Annotated in this window: 16 protein-coding genes, 4 tRNA genes and 1 rRNA gene; all 21 read left to right on the top strand. The window is 54.9% G+C overall.

Features of this window, described 5'->3' with window-relative positions:
• Positions 1-2: 2 nt before the first annotated feature.
• A 5S ribosomal RNA gene (gene rrf / locus K7431_RS09960) occupies positions 3-118 on the top strand.
• Between the two features lie 165 nt (positions 119-283).
• Positions 284-1243: a bifunctional biotin--[acetyl-CoA-carboxylase] ligase/biotin operon repressor BirA gene (gene birA, locus K7431_RS09965; RefSeq protein WP_015886142.1), complete on the top strand. Its 960-nt coding sequence runs from the start codon at positions 284-286 to the stop codon at positions 1241-1243.
• Positions 1233-1982 (top strand): pantothenate kinase, encoded by a 750-nt coding sequence (locus K7431_RS09970; protein WP_015886141.1) that lies wholly within the window; start codon positions 1233-1235, stop codon positions 1980-1982. The genes birA and K7431_RS09970 overlap by 11 nt, the downstream gene beginning before the upstream one ends.
• Before the next feature lie 7 nt (positions 1983-1989).
• Entirely contained in the window at positions 1990-2436 is a 447-nt protein-coding gene (locus K7431_RS09975; RefSeq protein ID WP_015886140.1) for a hypothetical protein, read from the top strand.
• Positions 2437-2579: 143 nt separating this feature from the next.
• Positions 2580-2664 (top strand) — tRNA-Tyr (locus tag K7431_RS09980).
• Between the two features lie 23 nt (positions 2665-2687).
• A tRNA-Gly gene (locus K7431_RS09985) sits at positions 2688-2761 on the top strand.
• A 26-nt stretch (positions 2762-2787) separates the two neighbouring features.
• Positions 2788-2863: transfer RNA gene (locus K7431_RS09990), tRNA-Thr, on the top strand.
• Between the two features lie 161 nt (positions 2864-3024).
• Positions 3025-3100: transfer RNA gene (locus K7431_RS09995), tRNA-Trp, on the top strand.
• A 45-nt stretch (positions 3101-3145) separates the two neighbouring features.
• A complete protein-coding gene (gene secE, locus K7431_RS10000; protein ID WP_003194658.1) occupies positions 3146-3514 on the top strand; it encodes a preprotein translocase subunit SecE in 369 nt (122 codons plus the stop codon).
• A 9-nt stretch (positions 3515-3523) separates the two neighbouring features.
• A complete protein-coding gene (nusG, locus tag K7431_RS10005) occupies positions 3524-4057 on the top strand; it encodes a transcription termination/antitermination protein NusG (RefSeq protein ID WP_003176436.1) in 534 nt (177 codons plus the stop codon).
• Between the two features lie 117 nt (positions 4058-4174).
• A complete protein-coding gene (gene rplK / locus K7431_RS10010) occupies positions 4175-4606 on the top strand; it encodes a 50S ribosomal protein L11 (protein ID WP_003176435.1) in 432 nt (143 codons plus the stop codon).
• Positions 4606-5301, top strand: a complete 696-nt coding sequence (gene rplA / locus K7431_RS10015; protein WP_003232403.1) for a 50S ribosomal protein L1 — start codon at positions 4606-4608, stop codon at positions 5299-5301. The genes rplK and rplA overlap by 1 nt, the downstream gene beginning before the upstream one ends.
• Positions 5302-5500: 199 nt before the next feature.
• A complete protein-coding gene (rplJ, locus tag K7431_RS10020) occupies positions 5501-6001 on the top strand; it encodes a 50S ribosomal protein L10 (protein WP_015886139.1) in 501 nt (166 codons plus the stop codon).
• Between the two features lie 78 nt (positions 6002-6079).
• Positions 6080-6445: a 50S ribosomal protein L7/L12 gene (rplL, locus tag K7431_RS10025; RefSeq protein WP_003210093.1), complete on the top strand. Its 366-nt coding sequence runs from the start codon at positions 6080-6082 to the stop codon at positions 6443-6445.
• Positions 6446-6664: 219 nt separating this feature from the next.
• Positions 6665-10738 carry a DNA-directed RNA polymerase subunit beta gene (gene rpoB / locus K7431_RS10030; RefSeq protein ID WP_015886138.1) on the top strand — a complete coding sequence of 1358 codons (4074 nt, stop codon included), beginning with the start codon at positions 6665-6667 and terminating at the stop codon, positions 10736-10738.
• Between the two features lie 64 nt (positions 10739-10802).
• Positions 10803-15002 (top strand): DNA-directed RNA polymerase subunit beta', encoded by a 4200-nt coding sequence (gene rpoC, locus K7431_RS10035; RefSeq protein ID WP_015886137.1) that lies wholly within the window; start codon positions 10803-10805, stop codon positions 15000-15002.
• Between the two features lie 216 nt (positions 15003-15218).
• Complete coding sequence (gene rpsL / locus K7431_RS10040) at positions 15219-15590, top strand: 30S ribosomal protein S12 (RefSeq protein WP_002555494.1); 372 nt, start codon at positions 15219-15221, stop codon at positions 15588-15590.
• Positions 15591-15708: 118 nt separating this feature from the next.
• Positions 15709-16179 carry a 30S ribosomal protein S7 gene (gene rpsG / locus K7431_RS10045; RefSeq protein WP_002555493.1) on the top strand — a complete coding sequence of 157 codons (471 nt, stop codon included), beginning with the start codon at positions 15709-15711 and terminating at the stop codon, positions 16177-16179.
• A gap of 30 nt (positions 16180-16209) precedes the next feature.
• Positions 16210-18315, top strand: a complete 2106-nt coding sequence (gene fusA / locus K7431_RS10050) for an elongation factor G (RefSeq protein ID WP_015886136.1) — start codon at positions 16210-16212, stop codon at positions 18313-18315.
• 30 nt (positions 18316-18345) lie between these two features.
• Positions 18346-19539: an elongation factor Tu gene (gene tuf / locus K7431_RS10055; RefSeq protein WP_003176426.1), complete on the top strand. Its 1194-nt coding sequence runs from the start codon at positions 18346-18348 to the stop codon at positions 19537-19539.
• 157 nt (positions 19540-19696) lie between these two features.
• Positions 19697-20008: a 30S ribosomal protein S10 gene (gene rpsJ / locus K7431_RS10060; RefSeq protein WP_003186070.1), complete on the top strand. Its 312-nt coding sequence runs from the start codon at positions 19697-19699 to the stop codon at positions 20006-20008.
• The last annotated feature ends 58 nt before the right edge of the window (positions 20009-20066 follow it).

Here is a 20066-nt window from a genome sequence, read left to right on the forward strand (position 1 = left end):
TTCTTGACGACCATAGAGCATTGGAACCACCTGATCCCATCCCGAACTCAGAAGTGAAACGATGCATCGCCGATGGTAGTGTGGGGTTTCCCCATGTGAGAGTAGGTCATCGTCAAGATTAAATTCCGAAACCCCATTTGCGAAAGCAGATGGGGTTTTGTTTTGGGCGGTCGAAAATGCATAGAGGTGCGCTACGGTTGCTTTCAGTCCTAAAGTCCGGCGTTTCTATGCAATGACCCTGCGCATGGCTATCATGCGTGCCTCTTTGTGAGGCGATACTTGCATGCTGACGTTGTTAAAACTTCTGAAAGATGGACGATTCCACTCCGGAGAAGCACTTGGTGCTGCCCTGGGTGTCAGCCGTAGTGCTGTCTGGAAGCAGCTCCAGCACCTTGAGGCTGAATTGAATCTGTCCATTCATAAGGTTCGTGGCAAGGGATATCAGTTGGCGTCACCGCTGGTGTTCTTGAGTGCTGAAGGTATCGCGATGAATGCGCCCGTCTTGGCATGGCCCGTTCATATCTCTGATTCCATTGACTCCACGAATGCCGAAGCTTTGCGCCTTGTTGATGCTGGATGTGCGGCGCCGTTCCTGGTGCTTGCCGAGCAGCAAACCGCGGGAAGGGGCAGAAGAGGGCGAAAGTGGGTCAGTCCGTTCGCACAAAATGTTTATTACAGCCTTGTATTGCGCATTGAGTCTGGCCTTCGGCAATTGGAGGGCCTAAGTCTCGTTGTGGGCTTGGCGGTGATGCAGGCTTTACGCGAGTCAGGCGTGCGTGGGGCGGCACTGAAATGGCCAAACGATGTGCTGGTAGGGCAGAAGAAGATCGCCGGGATTTTGCTGGAGTTGGTAGGAGACCCGGCTGATATCTGTCACGTTGTCCTCGGAATAGGCATAAATGTGAACATGCAGAGGGCTGACGAGGTGGATCAGCAATGGACTTCGGTGCTGCTTGAGACAGGCTCTTCTGTTGATCGCAATGCTCTGGTGGCGCAATTGGGTGTGCAGCTGCAGCGCTACCTTGAACGACATCGGGAGGGTGGTTTTGTCGCACTTCAAGAGGAGTGGGAGCAGAGTCACGCTTGGCAGGGGCGGTCGGTGTCTCTCATTGCGGGTGTCAACCAGGTCGATGGGGTTGTACTGGGTGTAGACCGTCAGGGGGCGTTGCGTTTGAGTGTTGAGGGCGTTGAGAAAATATACAGTGGTGGTGAGTTAAGCCTGAGGTTGCGTGATGATTCTTGAACTCGACTGTGGGAATAGCTTTATCAAGTGGCGTGTGCTTGATTCGGGTTCCGCAAGTGCCTCTGCGGAGGGGGTTGTTCGTTCTGATCTGGCATTGATTGAAAATCTGTCAGCGCTGCCTCGATTGCTGCTGACGCGCTGCCGATTGGTCAGCGTTCGGGCCCTGGAAGAAACAAGTAAGCTGGTCGAGGCCTTGCACGAGGCTTTTGGCGTTACCGTTTCCTGCGCTGCCCCGGCACGAGAAATGGCCGGAGTACGCAACGGCTACGAAGATTTCGAGCGTCTGGGGCTCGATCGTTGGCTGGCGATGCTGGGTGGATTCAAGCTGGCGCGCGGCGCTTGCCTGGTACTTGATTTTGGTACGGCTGCCACAGCAGATTTTATTGCGGCGGATGGTGAGCACTTGGGTGGCTTCATTTGCCCAGGTATGCCCCTCATGCGCAACCAACTGCGAACGCATACGCGCAAGATTCGGTATGACGACGCCGCCGCGGAAAGGGCGCTGGAGCGTCTTTCTCCCGGTCGTACGACGGTGGAGGCCGTGGAGCGCGGTTGTACGTTGATGCTGAGAGGGTTTGTACTGACTCAGTTAGAGTTGGCGCGAAGCTACTGGGGCGATGACTTCACCGTGTTTCTGACCGGGGGGGATGCTGATTTGGTGGTGGATGCAGTGCCGCAGGCGGAGCTCGTGCCCGATCTGGTCTTTGTCGGTTTGGCGATGGCTTGTCCTTTGTCCTGAGGTGATTATGCGTTGGCTATTTTTGCTTTTACTTGTTCTCAATGCCTTCTATTACATTTGGCATCAGCAAGAAGCCCCTTTGCGCGCTAAAGATGTCACGCCTCTGAGCCTTTACAAGGGCTCGCAGCAGGATATTCGACTGCTCAGTGAGTCCTCCGATGCTGTGGTGCGTAGAGAGCGCGCAAAAGCATCTGAAGCGCAAAATACTTGCCTGTATATCGGTGGGTTTGCGGACCAGCGTCAAGCGCAGTCTGTTGAGCAGCGGCTCCTAAGCTTGGATATAAAGGTCAAGGTTCAGCTGCTGAATACTGCGGATGCATCTGGCTACTGGCTGCGTGTGGCCCCTGAAAGTCGACGCCTGGCTGACGATCTGCCCTTTGAAAACCTTGCTAAGGAATTCAATGAGTTAAAACATAAAATAATGTTGTGCGAAGGCGTTGCAACTCTCGAATAGTTTGCATAGAATGGCGCCCGCTTCGCAGTGAAGACCTTTAAGGTCGACAGCGTGAAGCGAAGGTCAATGCAGCTAACCTCATATTTTTAAATGAGAAAATGCTTGACAGAAGGTCGGCGTAATGTAAAATGCCGGCTCGCTTAGGAGGGGTTCCCGAGCGGCCAAAGGGATCAGACTGTAAATCTGACGTCTACGACTTCGAAGGTTCGAATCCTTCCCCCTCCACCATTTTAGCGTGAGCTGCAAGCTCCGCGGGTATAGTTTAGTGGTAGAACCTCAGCCTTCCAAGCTGATGATGCGGGTTCGATTCCCGCTACCCGCTCCAAGTTTGCAGGTTGTGCACGGTGTTTTGCTCTTGTAGCTCAGTTGGTAGAGCACACCCTTGGTAAGGGTGAGGTCAGCGGTTCAAATCCGCTCAAGAGCTCCATATAACAAGGCAGATATGAAAATATCTGCCTTTGTTTTAACAGCTGCCTCGGCTTGATGGTGTTGTGCTTGGCTTTGTTGCTGGGTGATTTCAAGTCTATAGGGGTTGGTTGTTGTAAAGTCTTTTTCAGGCCTGCATAATGGTCGGCCTGATTTTGTTTTAGGTCAGTAGCTCAATTGGCAGAGCGACGGTCTCCAAAACCGTAGGTTGGGGGTTCGATTCCCTCCTGACCTGCCAGATTCACGTGGTGTATCTGGCTTTCTTTTCACAGGATCTTCATAGATGACTCCTAAGGCTGAAGCTCAAAGCTCTCGTTTCGATCTGGTCAAGTGGCTCGCTGTAGTCGCCTTGGTGGTCGTAGGCGTTGTTGGCAATCAGTACTATTCTGCTTCGCCGATCCTGTACCGTGTGCTCGCTTTGCTTGCTCTTGCTGCTGTAGCTGCCTTTGTGGGCCTGCAGACTGCCAAAGGCAAGTCTTTCGCGGTCCTGGTAAAGGAAGCTCGCACCGAAATCCGTAAAGTCGTTTGGCCGACTCGCCAAGAAACCACGCAGACCACGTTGATTGTTGTGGCTGTTGTTCTGGTTATGGCGTTGCTGTTGTGGGGGCTTGATTCCCTGCTCGGCTGGCTTGTTTCCTTGATTGTTGGCTAAGGGTGTCCCGTGGCTAAGCGTTGGTACGTTGTGCATGCTTACTCGGGTTACGAGAAGCATGTTATGCGCTCTTTGCTGGAGCGCGTAAAGCTGGCAGGCATGGAAGATGGCTTCGGCGAAATTCTGGTTCCCACTGAAGAAGTGGTTGAAATGCGGAATGGCCAGAAGCGTAAGAGTGAACGTAAGTTCTTCCCTGGCTACGTGCTAGTACAGATGGACATGAACGAAGGTACTTGGCACTTGGTCAAGGACACTCCTCGTGTTATGGGTTTCATTGGCGGTACCGCTGATAAGCCTGCTCCGATCACCGACAAAGAGGCAGAAGCAATTCTGCGTCGTGTTGCTGATGGTAGCGACAAGCCTAAGCCGAAGACGCTCTTCGAGCCGGGTGAGGTTGTTCGTGTCACAGATGGTCCGTTTGCTGATTTCAACGGTACTGTCGAAGAAGTTAACTACGAAAAGAGCCGGATCCAAGTGGCAGTGCTCATTTTCGGTCGCTCTACCCCGGTAGAGTTGGAGTTCAGCCAGGTCGAGAAGGTCTAGCTGAGCAAGCATCCCAACCCCGCAGCCCTAGGCTGTGGGGTTTTGTCGTCACTGGGATAAACGCGCAAGTAACCGGGGAGCCTTTCGAGGCGTTCGAACCCGTAATTGGAGTGCCTCATGGCCAAGAAGATTACCGCTTACATCAAGCTGCAAGTGAAGGCCGCTCAGGCCAACCCTAGCCCACCCGTCGGTCCAGCTCTGGGTCAGCACGGCGTGAACATCATGGAGTTCTGCAAAGCCTTCAACGCCCGTACTCAGGGTCTTGAGCCAGGTCTGCCAACTCCAGTGATCATCACTGTATACAGCGATCGTAGCTTCACTTTCGAAACCAAGTCGACCCCGGCTTCGGTTCTGCTGAAGAAAGCTGCTGGTCTGACTAGCGGTTCCGCTCGTCCGAACACCGTTAAGGTTGGCACCGTGACTCGTGCTCAGCTGGAAGAAATCGCGAAAACCAAAAACGCGGATCTGACTGCAGCTGATATGGATGCAGCCGTGCGTACCATCGCCGGTTCTGCTCGTAGCATGGGCCTTAACGTGGAGGGTGTGTAATGGCTAAGCTGACCAAGCGCCAAAAGGCTATCGCCGGCAAAATCGAAGCAGGCAAGGCCTACAACTTTGTAGACGCTGCTGCCCTGCTGACCGAGCTGTCGACTGTCAAGTTCAGCGAGTCCGTTGACGTTGCTGTAAACCTGGGTGTTGACCCACGTAAATCCGACCAGGTCGTTCGTAGCGCAACTGTGCTGCCACACGGTACTGGCAAGACTGTACGTGTAGCTGTCTTCACCCAAGGCCCGGCAGCTGAAGCTGCTCTGGCCGCTGGCGCTGACCGCGTTGGCATGGACGACCTGGCTGCCGAAATGAAAGGCGGCGACCTGAACTATGACGTAGTTATTGCTTCCCCGGATGCAATGCGCGTTGTAGGTCAGTTGGGTCAGATCCTCGGTCCACGTGGTCTGATGCCTAACCCTAAAGTCGGCACTGTAACCCCAGACGTAGCCACCGCGGTTAAAAACGCCAAGGCTGGTCAGGTTCGTTATCGCACCGACAAAAACGGCATCATCCACACCTCCGTTGGCAAAGTCGGCTTCGACGCCGTCAAGCTGAAGGAAAACGTTGAAGCCCTGATCGCTGATCTGAAGCGTATCAAGCCAGCTTCCTCGAAAGGTATCTACGTCAAGCGCGTTACCCTGAGCACCACTATGGGCCCAGGTCTGGTCATCGACCAAGGCTCGCTGGACGTATAAGACACAGGTTGACGCGAGAAATCGCGTCAATTGAAAAAATTGGGGTCCCTGCCTGGCGGGGGCTATCCAAGACCGTAGGCGACGTAAGTCTTAAACCACAAGCCTACGCAGATGGTGCTCCCGGTTCCTTACCGAATCAGACACCAAAACGACATCCGGCTCCGGCCAGATGAAACGGTAACAAGCAGGAGTTAAACCCGTGGCAATTAATCTCGAAGACAAGAAGGCCATCGTCGCTGAAGTCAACGAGGCTGCCAAAGCTGCTCTGTCCGCTGTCGTGGCTGATGCCCGTGGTGTGACAGTAAGCGCTATGACCGGACTCCGTAAAGAGGCTCGTGAAGCTGGCGTATACGTACGTGTTGTACGTAACACCCTGCTCAAGCGCGCTGTTGCTGACACTGAATACAGTGTCCTCAACGACGTGTTCACCGGCCCGACCCTGATTGCGTTCTCCACCGACCATCCTGGCGCTGCTGCCCGTTTGTTCAAGGAATTCGCCAAGGGTCAGGATAAGTTCGAGATCAAGGCAGCTGCGTTCGAGGGCAAGTTCCTCGCAGCTAACCAAATCGACGTACTGGCAACACTGCCGACCCGTAACGAAGCTATTTCTCAGCTGATGAGCGTGATTCAAGGCGCTACCAGCAAGTTGGCTCGTACTCTGGCCGCAGTTCGCGAGCAAAAAGAAGCTGCCGCAGCCTAAGGCTGAACAACTTCTCTCGCGTATTTTTGTTTATTTCGATGGCCGCGTAGGCCGTCCCCCAATTCAGGAAATACAGCAATGTCTATCTCCCAAGACGATATCCTCAACGCCGTAGCTGAAATGTCGGTTCTGCAGGTTGTTGAGCTGATCAAAGCTTTCGAAGAAAAATTCGGCGTTTCCGCTGCCGCTGCTTCCGCTGGCCCAGCTGTTGCTGCTGTCGCTGCTGAAGAGCAAACCGAATTCAACGTCATGCTGCTGGAAGCTGGCGAGAAGAAAGTAAACGTGATCAAGGCAGTACGTGAACTGACCGGTCTGGGCCTGAAAGAAGCCAAGGCTGTAGTTGACGGCGCTCCAGCCCAGGTTCTGGAAGCAGTGTCGAAAGACGCCGCTGACAAAGCCAAAGCTGTTCTGGAAGAAGCAGGCGCTAAAGTCGAGCTGAAGTAAGCATCGACCTTGCGTCTCCAGCCCAAGCGTTAAGCTGAAGGCTGATGGCTGGTGGCTCTTGCCACCGGCCTTTTTCCGTTATTGGCTGTCGACTCGGTCGCCGCCATTAACGTGCTGTAGCCACCCGATGCGGTGGTGCAAACCATGGGGTTTGCGAGATTTTCTGGCTGCTCCCGTCGGGAGGGCCAAACAAGCAGGTGACCAAGCTGGGGAACGCTGATGGCTTACTCATATACTGAGAAAAAACGTATCCGCAAGGACTTTAGCAAGTTGCCGGACGTCATGGATGTCCCGTACCTTCTGGCTATCCAGCTGGATTCGTATCGTGAATTCTTGCAGGCGGGAGCGACCAAAGATCAGTTCCGCGACGTGGGCCTGCATGCGGCCTTCAAATCCGTTTTCCCGATCATCAGCTACTCCGGCAATGCTGCGCTGGAGTACGTCGGTTATCGCCTGGGCGAACCGGCATTTGATGTCAAAGAATGCGTGTTGCGCGGTGTCACGTACGCCGTACCTTTGCGGGTAAAAGTCCGCCTGATCATTTTCGACAAAGAATCGTCGAACAAAGCGATCAAGGACATCAAAGAGCAAGAAGTCTACATGGGCGAAATCCCATTGATGACTGAGAACGGTACCTTCGTTATCAACGGTACCGAGCGTGTTATCGTTTCCCAGCTGCACCGTTCCCCGGGCGTGTTCTTCGACCACGACCGCGGCAAGACGCACAGCTCCGGCAAACTCCTGTACTCCGCGCGGATCATTCCGTACCGCGGTTCGTGGTTGGACTTCGAGTTCGACCCGAAAGACTGCGTGTTCGTGCGTATCGACCGTCGTCGCAAGCTGCCGGCCTCGGTACTGCTGCGTGCGCTCGGCTATACCACTGAGCAAGTGCTGGACGCTTTCTACACTACCAACGTATTCAGCCTGAAGGATGAAACCCTCAGCCTGGAGCTGATTGCTTCGCGTCTGCGTGGTGAAATTGCCGTACTGGACATCCAGGATGAAAAGGGCAAGGTCATTGTTGAAGCTGGCCGTCGTATTACTGCGCGCCACATCAACCAGATCGAAAAAGCCGGTATCAAGTCGTTGGACGTGCCTCTGGACTACGTCCTGGGTCGCACCACCGCTAAGGTTATTGTTCACCCGGCCACAGGCGAAATCCTGGCTGAGTGCAACACCGAGCTGAACACCGAGATCCTGGCAAAAATCGCCAAGGCTCAGGTCGTTCGCATCGAAACCCTGTATACCAACGATATCGACTGCGGTCCGTTCATCTCCGACACATTGAAGATCGACTCCACCAGCAACCAATTGGAAGCGCTGGTCGAGATCTATCGCATGATGCGTCCTGGCGAGCCACCAACCAAAGACGCTGCCGAAACCCTGTTCAACAACCTGTTCTTCAGCCCTGAGCGTTATGACCTGTCTGCGGTCGGCCGGATGAAGTTCAACCGTCGTATCGGTCGTACCGAGATCGAAGGTTCAGGCGTGCTGTGCAAGGAAGACATCGTTGCGGTCCTGAAGACTCTGGTCGACATCCGTAACGGCAAAGGCATTGTCGATGACATCGACCACCTGGGTAACCGTCGTGTTCGCTGCGTAGGCGAGATGGCCGAGAACCAGTTCCGCGTTGGCCTGGTACGTGTTGAGCGTGCGGTCAAAGAGCGTCTGTCGATGGCTGAAAGCGAAGGCCTGATGCCGCAAGACCTGATCAACGCCAAGCCAGTGGCTGCGGCGGTGAAAGAGTTCTTCGGTTCCAGCCAGCTCTCGCAGTTCATGGACCAGAACAACCCGCTCTCCGAGATCACCCACAAGCGCCGTGTTTCCGCACTGGGCCCGGGCGGTCTGACGCGTGAACGTGCAGGCTTTGAAGTTCGTGACGTACACCCGACGCACTATGGTCGTGTATGCCCGATCGAAACGCCGGAAGGTCCGAACATCGGTCTGATCAACTCCCTGGCCGCTTATGCGCGCACCAACCAGTATGGCTTCCTCGAGAGCCCGTACCGTGTGGTGAAAGACGCTCTGGTCACCGACGAGATCGTATTCCTGTCCGCCATCGAAGAAGCTGATCACGTGATCGCTCAGGCTTCGGCCACGATGAACGACAAGAAAGTCCTGATCGACGAGCTGGTAGCTGTTCGTCACTTGAACGAGTTCACCGTCAAGGCGCCGGAAGACGTCACCTTGATGGACGTATCGCCGAAGCAGGTAGTTTCGGTTGCTGCGTCGCTGATCCCGTTCCTGGAGCACGATGACGCCAACCGTGCGTTGATGGGTTCCAACATGCAGCGTCAAGCTGTACCCACCCTGCGTGCTGACAAGCCGCTGGTAGGTACCGGCATGGAGCGTAACGTAGCCCGTGACTCCGGCGTTTGCGTCGTGGCTCGTCGTGGCGGCGTGATCGACTCCGTTGATGCCAGCCGTATCGTGGTTCGTGTTGCCGATGACGAAGTTGAAACTGGCGAAGCCGGTGTCGACATCTACAACCTGACCAAATACACCCGCTCGAACCAGAACACCTGCATCAACCAGCGTCCGCTGGTACGTAAGGGTGATCGCGTTCAGCGCAGCGACATCATGGCTGACGGCCCGTCCACCGACATGGGTGAATTGGCACTGGGTCAGAACATGCGCATCGCGTTCATGGCATGGAACGGCTTCAACTTCGAAGACTCCATCTGCCTGTCCGAGCGTGTTGTTCAAGAAGACCGTTTCACCACGATCCACATTCAGGAACTGACCTGTGTGGCACGTGACACCAAGCTTGGGCCAGAAGAAATCACTGCAGACATCCCGAACGTGGGTGAAGCTGCACTGAACAAGCTGGACGAAGCCGGTATCGTTTACGTAGGTGCTGAAGTAGGCGCAGGCGACATCCTGGTTGGTAAGGTCACTCCGAAAGGCGAGACCCAACTGACGCCGGAAGAAAAACTGCTGCGTGCCATCTTCGGTGAAAAAGCCAGCGACGTTAAAGACACCTCCCTGCGCGTACCTACCGGTACCAAGGGCACTGTCATCGACGTACAGGTCTTCACTCGTGATGGTGTTGAGCGTGATGCTCGTGCGCTGTCCATCGAGAAGACTCAACTCGACGAGATCCGCAAGGACCTGAACGAAGAGTTCCGTATCGTTGAAGGCGCGACCTTCGAACGTCTGCGTTCCGCGCTGGTAGGCCACAAGGCCGAAGGCGGCGCAGGCCTGAAAAAAGGTCAGGACATCACCGACGAAATCCTCGACGGTCTTGAGCACGGCCAGTGGTTCAAACTGCGCATGGCTGAAGATGCTCTGAACGAGCAGCTCGAGAAGGCCCAGGCCTACATCGTTGATCGCCGCCGTCTGCTGGACGACAAGTTCGAAGACAAGAAGCGCAAACTGCAGCAGGGCGATGACCTGGCTCCAGGCGTGCTGAAAATCGTCAAGGTTTACCTGGCAATCCGTCGCCGCATCCAGCCGGGCGACAAGATGGCCGGTCGTCACGGTAACAAGGGTGTGGTCTCCGTGATCATGCCGGTTGAAGACATGCCGCACGATGCCAATGGCACCCCGGTCGACGTCGTCCTCAACCCATTGGGCGTACCTTCGCGTATGAACGTTGGTCAGATCCTTGAAACCCACCTGGGCCTCGCGGCTAAAGGTTTGGGCGAGAAGATCAACCGTATGATCGAAGAGCAGCGCAAGGTTGCTGACCTGCGCAAGTTCCTGCACGAGATCTACAACGAGATCGGCGGCCGCAAAGAAGAGCTGGATACCTTCTCCGACCAGGAAATCCTGGATCTGGCGAAGAACCTGCGCGGCGGCGTTCCAATGGCTACCCCGGTGTTCGACGGTGCCAAGGAAAGCGAAATCAAGGCCATGCTGAAACTGGCAGATCTGCCAGAAAGCGGCCAGATGCAGCTGTTCGACGGCCGTACCGGCAACAAGTTTGAGCGCCCGGTTACTGTTGGCTACATGTACATGCTGAAGCTGAACCACTTGGTAGACGACAAGATGCACGCTCGTTCTACCGGTTCGTACAGCCTGGTTACCCAGCAGCCGCTGGGTGGTAAGGCTCAGTTCGGTGGTCAGCGTTTCGGGGAGATGGAGGTCTGGGCACTGGAAGCATACGGTGCTGCTTACACTCTGCAAGAAATGCTCACAGTGAAGTCGGACGATGTGAACGGTCGGACCAAGATGTACAAAAACATCGTGGACGGCGATCACCGTATGGAGCCGGGCATGCCCGAGTCTTTCAACGTGTTGATCAAAGAAATTCGTTCCCTCGGCATCGATATCGATCTGGAAACCGAATAACACGTGACGCGAATCGAGAGCGGGGCTGTTTAGCCCGCTCTCTGCTCCGCCAGGAGGAAAGGCCTTGAAAGACCTACTGAATTTGCTGAAAAACCAGGGTCAAGTCGAAGAGTTCGACGCCATCCGTATTGGATTGGCATCGCCTGAGATGATCCGTTCGTGGTCGTTCGGTGAAGTTAAAAAGCCGGAAACCATCAACTACCGTACGTTCAAACCTGAGCGTGACGGCCTGTTCTGCGCCAAGATCTTTGGCCCGGTAAAGGATTACGAGTGCCTGTGCGGTAAGTACAAGCGCTTGAAGCACCGTGGCGTTATCTGCGAGAAGTGCGGCGTTGAAGTTGCACTGGCCAAGGTTCGTCGTGAGCGCATGGCGCACATCGAACTGGCTTCGCCGGTTGCCCACATCTGGTTCCTGAAATCGCTGCCGTCCCGTATCGGCTTGCTGATGGACATGACCCTGCGTGATATCGAGCGCGTTCTCTATTTCGAGAGCTATGTCGTTATCGATCCAGGCATGACCACCCTTGAAAAAGGTCAGCTGCTGAACGACGAGCAGTACTTCGAAGCGCTGGAAGAGTTTGGCGACGATTTCGATGCCCGCATGGGTGCCGAAGCTGTCCGCGAACTGCTGCACGCTATCGACCTGGAGCACGAGATTGGCCGCCTGCGCGAAGAAATTCCGCAAACCAACTCGGAAACCAAGATCAAGAAGCTGTCCAAGCGTCTGAAGTTGATGGAAGCCTTCCAGGGTTCCGGCAACTTGCCAGAGTGGATGGTGCTGACCGTTCTGCCGGTTCTGCCGCCAGACCTGCGTCCGCTGGTACCGTTGGACGGTGGTCGTTTTGCGACGTCCGACCTTAACGACCTGTACCGCCGCGTGATCAACCGTAACAACCGCTTGAAGCGCCTGCTTGATCTGTCCGCTCCGGACATCATCGTGCGCAACGAAAAGCGTATGTTGCAGGAAGCTGTCGATGCCTTGCTCGACAACGGTCGTCGTGGCCGCGCTATCACCGGTTCCAACAAGCGTCCTCTGAAATCCCTGGCTGACATGATCAAGGGTAAGCAAGGTCGTTTCCGTCAGAACTTGCTCGGTAAGCGTGTTGACTACTCCGGTCGTTCGGTAATTACCGTAGGCCCGACCCTGCGTCTGCACCAGTGCGGTCTGCCTAAGAAGATGGCACTTGAGCTGTTCAAGCCATTCATCTTCGGCAAGCTGGAAATGCGCGGTCTCGCGACCACCATCAAAGCGGCCAAGAAAATGGTCGAGCGCGAACTGCCAGAGGTTTGGGACGTTCTCGCTGAAGTGATTCGCGAACACCCGGTTCTCCTCAACCGTGCACCGACCCTTCACCGTCTGGGTATCCAGGCGTTTGAACCGGTACTGATCGAAGGTAAGGCTATCCAGCTGCACCCTCTGGTCTGTGCTGCGTACAACGCCGACTTCGACGGCGACCAAATGGCCGTGCACGTACCGCTGACACTGGAAGCCCAGTTGGAAGCGCGTGCGTTGATGATGTCGACCAACAACATTCTGTCGCCAGCCAACGGTGAGCCAATCATCGTTCCGTCGCAGGACGTTGTATTGGGTCTGTACTACATGACGCGTGAAGCGATCAACGCCAAGGGCGAAGGTCGTGTATTCGCTGATCTGCAGGAAGTTGACCGTGTGTTCCGTGCCGGCGAAGCCGCCCTGCACGCCAAGGTCAAAGTGCGGATCAACGAAACCGTCAATGACCGTGATGGCGGCAGCGTGACCAACACCCGTATCGTCGACACCACTGTCGGCCGTGCGCTGTTGTATCAAGTTGTGCCAAAAGGTCTGTCGTACGACGTTGTTAACTTGCCGATGAAGAAAAAGGCGATCTCCAAGCTGATCAACCAGTGCTACCGCGTGGTTGGTTTGAAAGAGACCGTGATCTTCGCTGACCAGTTGATGTACACAGGTTTTGCTTATTCGACCATTTCCGGCGTTTCGATCGGTGTTAACGACTTCGTTATCCCGGATGAAAAAGCCCAGATCATCGGTGCTGCTACCGATGAAGTGAAAGAGATCGAAAGCCAGTACGCATCCGGCCTGGTAACCCAGGGCGAGAAGTACAACAAAGTGATCGACCTTTGGTCCAAGGCCAACGACGAAGTGTCGAAGGCGATGATGGCTAACCTTTCGAAAGAAAAGGTTATCGACCGTCATGGTGTAGAAGTCGATCAAGAGTCGTTCAACTCGATGTACATGATGGCCGACTCGGGCGCACGGGGTTCTGCTGCGCAGATCCGTCAGCTCGCCGGTATGCGTGGCCTGATGGCCAAGCCGGACGGTTCTATCATCGAAACGCCGATCACTGCGAACTTCCGTGAAGGTTTGAGCGTACTTCAGTACTTCATCTCGACTCACGGTGCTCGTAAAGGTCTGGCGGATACCGCGTTGAAAACCGCTAACTCCGGTTACCTGACTCGCCGTCTGGTAGACGTTGCACAAGACTTGGTTGTGACTGAAGTCGACTGCGGTACCGAGCACGGTCTGCTGATGACTCCGCACATCGAAGGCGGCGACGTTGTAGAACCGTTGGGTGAGCGCGTACTGGGTCGAGTAATCGCCCGTGACGTATTCAAGCCAGGTACCGAGGAAATTATTGTTCCTGCAGGCACCCTGGTAGACGAGAAGTGGGTCGAGTTCATCGAACTCAACAGCATCGACGAAGTGATCGTTCGCTCGCCGATCAGCTGCGAAACCCGCTACGGCATCTGCGCCAAGTGCTACGGTCGTGACTTGGCTCGTGGTCACCAAGTGAACATCGGTGAAGCGGTCGGCGTTATCGCTGCCCAGTCCATCGGTGAGCCGGGTACCCAGCTGACCATGCGTACGTTCCACATCGGTGGTGCGGCAAGCCGGACCTCTGCAGCCGACAGCGTTCAGGTGAAGAATGGCGGTACCGTACGTCTGCACAACCTGAAACACGTTGAGCGAGTGGATGGCCACCTGGTTGCTGTGTCCCGTTCCGGTGAGCTGGCGATCGCTGATGACTACGGTCGTGAGCGTGAGCGCTACAAGCTGCCGTACGGTGCTGTGATTTCGGTTAAAGAAGGTGACAAGGTCGACGCTGGCGCAATCGTGGCTAAGTGGGACCCGCACACTCACCCAATCGTTACCGAAATGAAAGGTACCGTGACCTACGTGGGCATGGAAGAAGGCATCACGATCAAGCGTCAGACTGACGAATTGACCGGTATGACCAACATTGAAGTACTCGACGCCAAAGATCGTCCAGCTGCCGGCAAAGATATCCGTCCTGCCGTGAAGATGGTCGACGACAACGGCAAGGATCTGTTGCTGCCAGGCACTGACGTAATCGCTCAGTACTTCCTGCCAGCCAACGCCTTGGTCGGTGTGGCGGATGGTGCGAAGATCGCGATCGGTGATGTTATCGCGCGTATCCCGCAAGAAACTTCGAAAACCCGCGACATCACCGGTGGTCTGCCGCGTGTTGCCGACTTGTTCGAAGCTCGTCGTCCGAAAGAAGCGTCGATTCTGGCTGAAGTCAGCGGCACCATCGCGTTCGGTAAAGAGACCAAAGGCAAGCGCCGTCTGGTTATTACCCCGAACGACGGTAGCGATCCGTACGAAGAGCTGATTCCGAAGTGGCGTCACCTGAACGTGTTCGAAGGCGAACAGGTAAACCGCGGCGAAGTTATCTCCGACGGCCCAAGCGATCCACACGACATCCTGCGTCTGCTGGGTGTGAGTGCGCTGGCCAAGTACATCGTTAACGAGATCCAGGACGTTTACCGCCTGCAAGGCGTGAAGATCAACGATAAGCACATCGAGACCATCCTGCGTCAGATGCTGCGTAAAGTTGAAATCGCTGAGTCCGGCGATTCCAGTTTCATCAAGGGCGACCAGATGGAACTGACTCACGTACTGGTAGAGAACGAACGTCTGGGCGCGGAAGACAAGTTTGTCTCCAAGTTCACTCGTGTGTTGCTGGGTATCACCAAGGCGTCGTTGTCCACTGAGTCGTTCATCTCGGCGGCCTCCTTCCAGGAGACCACTCGCGTACTGACCGAAGCAGCGGTAACCGGCAAGCGCGATTACCTGCGCGGCCTGAAAGAAAACGTGGTCGTGGGTCGTCTGATCCCGGCAGGTACCGGTTTGGCTTACCACAGCGAGCGCAAGCGCCGCCGTGATGCTGACAAGCCGTTGCGCGTAAGCGCCAGTGAAGTGGAAGCTGCACTGACCGAAGCACTGAACTCAAGCGGTAACTGAGTTCTGCACTAGATAAGTCCGGGCCCTGGCAGCCCCATTCGTCGGAACGAGGCAAATTTGCCCCGGTTCGACGAGAGGGGAGGTCGGGGCCTTGCCTTGACTGGGGGCAAGATCCTCTTTAGACTCTTGTACCCCTAAATTTGGCGGGAATTCGTTCCTGCCATTTTGCTTTTCTTGCAAGACAATAGCGTCGCAAGACAACAGTGGAGCTAGTAGATGGCAACTATCAACCAGCTGGTACGTCAGCCGCGTAAGCGTATCGTCGAGAAATCCGACGTGCCTGCGCTGCAGAACTGCCCGCAACGTCGTGGCGTATGCACTCGCGTGTATACCACTACGCCGAAAAAACCTAACTCGGCACTGCGTAAAGTATGCCGTGTGCGCCTGACCAACGGTTTCGAGGTTTCCTCGTACATCGGTGGTGAAGGTCACAACCTGCAAGAGCACAGCGTGGTACTGATCCGCGGCGGTCGTGTAAAAGACTTGCCAGGTGTTCGTTACCACACCGTACGCGGCTCCTTGGATACTTCCGGCGTTAAAGGTCGTAACCAGGGTCGTTCGAAGTACGGTACCAAGAAGCCTAAGTAGTAGCGGCTTTTTGCAAAACTGAATCATCTTATTTTCTGAGTCGATAAGAGTAAGGTCGGAGGCGTCCCGAAAGGGCACCGATTCCGAGCGAACCTGAAGACCGTTTGAGGGCTTATCCATGCCAAGAAGACGCGTAGCAGCCAAGCGCGAAGTGCTTGACGATCCAAAATACGGAAGCCAAATTCTGGCCAAGTTCATGAACCACGTGATGGAAAGCGGCAAGAAAGCCGTTGCCGAGCGTATCGTTTATGGCGCGCTGGAAAAGGTTAAAGAACGCAAGAACAGCGACCCCCTGGAAATCTTCGAGAAAGCTCTCGACGCCATCGCTCCGCTGGTCGAAGTGAAGTCGCGCCGTGTAGGCGGTGCTACTTACCAGGTTCCGGTTGAAGTTCGTCCGTCCCGTCGTAACGCCCTGGCAATGCGCTGGTTGGTAGACTTCGCCCGTAAGCGTGGCGAGAAGTCTATGGCTCTGCGTTTGGCCGGCGAGTTGTTGGACGCTGCTGAAGGTAAAGGTGCTGCTGTTAAGAAGCGTGAAGACGTGCACCGTATGGCTGAAGCTAACAAAGCTTTCTCGCACTACCGCTTCTAATCTTAGCTTCACTAATTTTGCGAGGGCTTTATGGCTCGTACTACTCCGATTAGCCGCTACCGTAACATCGGTATCGTTGCTCACGTGGATGCTGGTAAAACCACCACCACTGAGCGCGTACTGTTTTACACCGGCAAAAGTCACAAAATGGGCGAGGTGCATGACGGCGCCGCGACCACAGACTGGATGGTTCAGGAGCAGGAGCGTGGTATTACCATTACTTCTGCTGCTATTACCGCCTTCTGGAAGGGTTCCGAGAAGCAGTACAAAGACGAGCACCGTTTCAACGTAATCGATACCCCAGGCCACGTAGACTTCACCATTGAAGTTGAGCGTTCCCTGCGCGTACTCGACGGCGCTGTCGTTGTGTTCTGCGGCACCTCGGGTGTTGAGCCTCAGTCGGAAACCGTATGGCGTCAAGCCAACAAATACGGCGTTCCACGTCTTGTTTACGTAAACAAGATGGACCGTGCTGGTGCCAACTTCCTGCGCGTGATCGGTCAGATCAAGCAACGTCTGGGTCACACCCCAGTGCCAATCCAGTTGGCTATCGGTTCCGAAGACAACTTCCAAGGCCAGATCGATCTGCTGACCATGGAAGCGGTTTACTGGAACGACGCTGACAAAGGTATGGTTCCTGTTCGCAAGCCTATCCCTGCAGAGTTGCAGGAACTGGCTGACGAGTGGCGCAACAACATGGTTGAAGCTGCGGCTGAAGCCAACGAAGAGCTGATGAACAAGTACCTCGAAGGTGAAGAGCTCACCAACGTGGAAATCAAGGCTGCTCTGCGTCAGCGTACTATTGCTGGTGAGATCGTCTTGGCTGTTTGCGGTTCCTCGTTCAAGAACAAGGGTGTTCCCCTGGTTCTCGATGCTGTGATCGACTATCTGCCAGCACCTGTTGATATTCCTGCCATCAAGGGTACCGACCCGGATGACGAGACTATCGAGCTGGAGCGTCATGCAGACGACGCAGAACCGTTCTCCGCTCTGGCATTTAAAATTGCCACTGACCCATTCGTGGGTACCTTGACCTTCGTCCGTGTTTACTCGGGCGTGTTGAACTCCGGCGACGGCGTGATCAACTCGGTTAAAGGCAAGAAAGAGCGCGTGGGTCGTATGGTGCAAATGCACGCAAACGCCCGTGAAGAAATCAAGGAAGTGCGCGCTGGTGACATCGCGGCCTTGATCGGCATGAAGGACGTCACCACTGGTGAAACTTTGTGCAACGCTGACAAGCCAATCATCCTGGTTCGCATGGACTTCCCGGAGCCGGTTATTTCGGTTGCCGTAGAGCCTAAGACCAAGGATGACCAGGAAAAAATGGGTATCGCTCTGGGCAAGCTTGCTCAGGAAGATCCATCTTTCCGCGTCAAAACTGATGAAGAGACTGGTCAAACGATCATCTCCGGCATGGGCGAGTTGCACCTGGACATCCTGGTTGACCGGATGCGCCGTGAGTTCAACGTCGAAGCCAACATCGGTAAGCCTCAGGTTTCCTATCGTGAGCGCATCACGAAGAACTGTGAAATCGAAGGCAAGTTCGTTCGTCAGTCCGGCGGTCGTGGTCAGTTCGGTCACTGCTGGATCCGTTTTGCTCCTGCTGACGAAGGTCAGGAAGGTCTGCAATTCGTGAACGAAGTAGTAGGTGGTGTTGTTCCTAAGGAATACATCCCTGCTATCCAGAAGGGTATCGAAGAGCAGATGAAGAACGGTGTTGTTGCCGGCTATCCGCTGATCGGCCTGAAAGCAACCGTTTTTGACGGTTCTTACCACGACGTCGACTCCAACGAGATGGCGTTTAAGGTGGCTGCTTCCATGGCAACCAAGCAACTGGCCCAGAAGGGCGGTGGTGAGTTGCTTGAGCCAATCATGGCGGTAGAAGTTGTTACACCTGAAGACTATATGGGTGATGTCATGGGCGACCTTAACCGTCGTCGCGGCATGATCTTGGGTATGGAAGACACGGTTTCCGGCAAAGTGATTCGCGCCGAGGTTCCGTTGGGTGAGATGTTCGGTTATGCGACCGACGTTCGCTCCATGTCCCAGGGTCGCGCAAGCTACTCTATGGAATTCAAAAAATACAACACAGCTCCGGCGCACATCGCTGAAACTGTATCCAAAAAACAAGGCTGATTCAGTCCTTTAGGCAAGGAGTTAATTGTCGTGGCTAAAGAAAAATTTGATCGTTCCCTACCGCACGTCAACGTTGGCACTATCGGTCACGTTGACCACGGTAAAACCACTCTGACTGCTGCTCTGACTCGCGTTTGCTCCGAAGTATTCGGTTCTGCAATCGTTGATTTCGATAAAATCGACAGCGCACCAGAAGAGAAAGCTCGTGGTATCACCATCAACACCGCGCACGTTGAATACAACTCGCTGATCCGTCACTACGCTCACGTTGACTGCCCAGGTCACGCTGACTATGTGAAGAACATGATCACCGGTGCTGCCCAGATGGACGGCGCGATCCTGGTTTGCTCGGCCGCTGATGGTCCGATGCCACAAACCCGTGAGCACATCCTGCTGTCCCGTCAGGTAGGCGTTCCGTACATCGTGGTTTACCTGAACAAGGCTGACCTGGTAGACGACGCTGAGCTGCTGGAACTGGTTGAGATGGAAGTGCGCGATCTGCTGAGCACTTACGACTTCCCAGGCGACGACACTCCGATCATCATCGGTTCTGCTCGTATGGCTCTGGAAGGCAAAGACGACAACGAAATGGGCACCACGTCCGTTCGTAAACTGGTTGAGACTCTGGACAGCTACATCCCAGATCCAGTCCGTGTTATCGACAAGCCGTTCCTGATGCCAATCGAAGACGTATTCTCGATCTCCGGTCGTGGTACTGTTGTGACTGGTCGTATCGAGCGCGGTATCGTTAAGGTTCAAGATCCACTGGAAATCGTTGGTCTGCGTGACACTACCGTCACCACCTGCACCGGTGTTGAAATGTTCCGTAAGCTGCTCGACGAAGGTCGTGCTGGCGAGAACTGCGGCGTTCTGCTGCGTGGTACCAAGCGTGACGACGTTGAGCGTGGCCAGGTTCTGGTCAAGCCAGGTTCGGTTAAGCCGCACACCAAGTTCGAAGCTGAAGTGTACGTGCTGAGCAAAGAAGAAGGCGGTCGCCACACTCCGTTCTTCAAAGGCTACCGTCCACAGTTCTACTTCCGTACTACTGACGTGACTGGTAACTGCGAGCTGCCGGAAGGCGTTGAAATGGTAATGCCAGGCGACAACATCAAAATGGTTGTCACCCTGATCAAAACCATCGCAATGGAAGACGGTCTGCGTTTCGCTATCCGCGAAGGTGGCCGTACCGTTGGTGCTGGTGTTGTAGCTAAAATCATCGAGTAATTATCTCTTCTGAGATAGCTCGGTTTTTTGAGAAGGCCCCCGCTTAGCGGGGGCCTTTTTATTGGGTTGACACCTATCTGGGGCGTCTATAGAATTGCGCCTCCTTTTAACGGGCGTATTGCGCTCGCTGGGAATAGCAGCCGGAGTCTGAAATCCAATGCAAAATCAGCAAATCCGTATCAGGTTGAAGGCTTTTGACCATCGCCTGATCGACCAATCCACCCAGGAAATCGTGGAAACCGCGAAACGTACTGGTGCTCAAGTGCGTGGTCCAATTCCACTGCCTACCCGTAAAGAGCGGTTCACCGTTCTGGTCTCCCCGCACGTCAACAAAGACGCGCGTGACCAGTACGAGATCCGTACTCATAAGCGCGTACTGGACATCGTCCAGCCAACGGATAAAACCGTTGATGCACTTATGAAGCTCGATCTGGCGGCCGGTGTGGAAGTACAGATCAGCCTCGGCTAAGACTTGGGTCTTAGTCGTGTAACGCTCTGAAATGGGCGGCCATAGCGGGTGAAAGCCC

This window comes from Pseudomonas fluorescens group sp. (assembly GCF_020093335.1).
GTDB lineage: Bacteria > Pseudomonadota > Gammaproteobacteria > Pseudomonadales > Pseudomonadaceae > Aquipseudomonas > Aquipseudomonas petroselini.

Bases quoted from the DNA above. Each gene is read 5' to 3' on its own strand.
- birA (WP_015886142.1), top strand. From the start codon at position 284: ATGCTGACGTTGTTAAAACTTCTGAAAGATGGACGATTCCACTCCGGA.
- K7431_RS09970 (WP_015886141.1), top strand. From the start codon at position 1,233: ATGATTCTTGAACTCGACTGTGGGAATAGCTTTATCAAGTGGCGTGTG.
- K7431_RS09975 (WP_015886140.1), top strand. From the start codon at position 1,990: ATGCGTTGGCTATTTTTGCTTTTACTTGTTCTCAATGCCTTCTATTAC.
- secE (WP_003194658.1), top strand. From the start codon at position 3,146: ATGACTCCTAAGGCTGAAGCTCAAAGCTCTCGTTTCGATCTGGTCAAG.
- rplK (WP_003176435.1), top strand. From the start codon at position 4,175: ATGGCCAAGAAGATTACCGCTTACATCAAGCTGCAAGTGAAGGCCGCT.
- rplA (WP_003232403.1), top strand. From the start codon at position 4,606: ATGGCTAAGCTGACCAAGCGCCAAAAGGCTATCGCCGGCAAAATCGAA.
- rplL (WP_003210093.1), top strand. From the start codon at position 6,080: ATGTCTATCTCCCAAGACGATATCCTCAACGCCGTAGCTGAAATGTCG.
- rpoB (WP_015886138.1), top strand. From the start codon at position 6,665: ATGGCTTACTCATATACTGAGAAAAAACGTATCCGCAAGGACTTTAGC.
- rpsL (WP_002555494.1), top strand. From the start codon at position 15,219: ATGGCAACTATCAACCAGCTGGTACGTCAGCCGCGTAAGCGTATCGTC.
- rpsG (WP_002555493.1), top strand. From the start codon at position 15,709: ATGCCAAGAAGACGCGTAGCAGCCAAGCGCGAAGTGCTTGACGATCCA.
- fusA (WP_015886136.1), top strand. From the start codon at position 16,210: ATGGCTCGTACTACTCCGATTAGCCGCTACCGTAACATCGGTATCGTT.
- rpsJ (WP_003186070.1), top strand. From the start codon at position 19,697: ATGCAAAATCAGCAAATCCGTATCAGGTTGAAGGCTTTTGACCATCGC.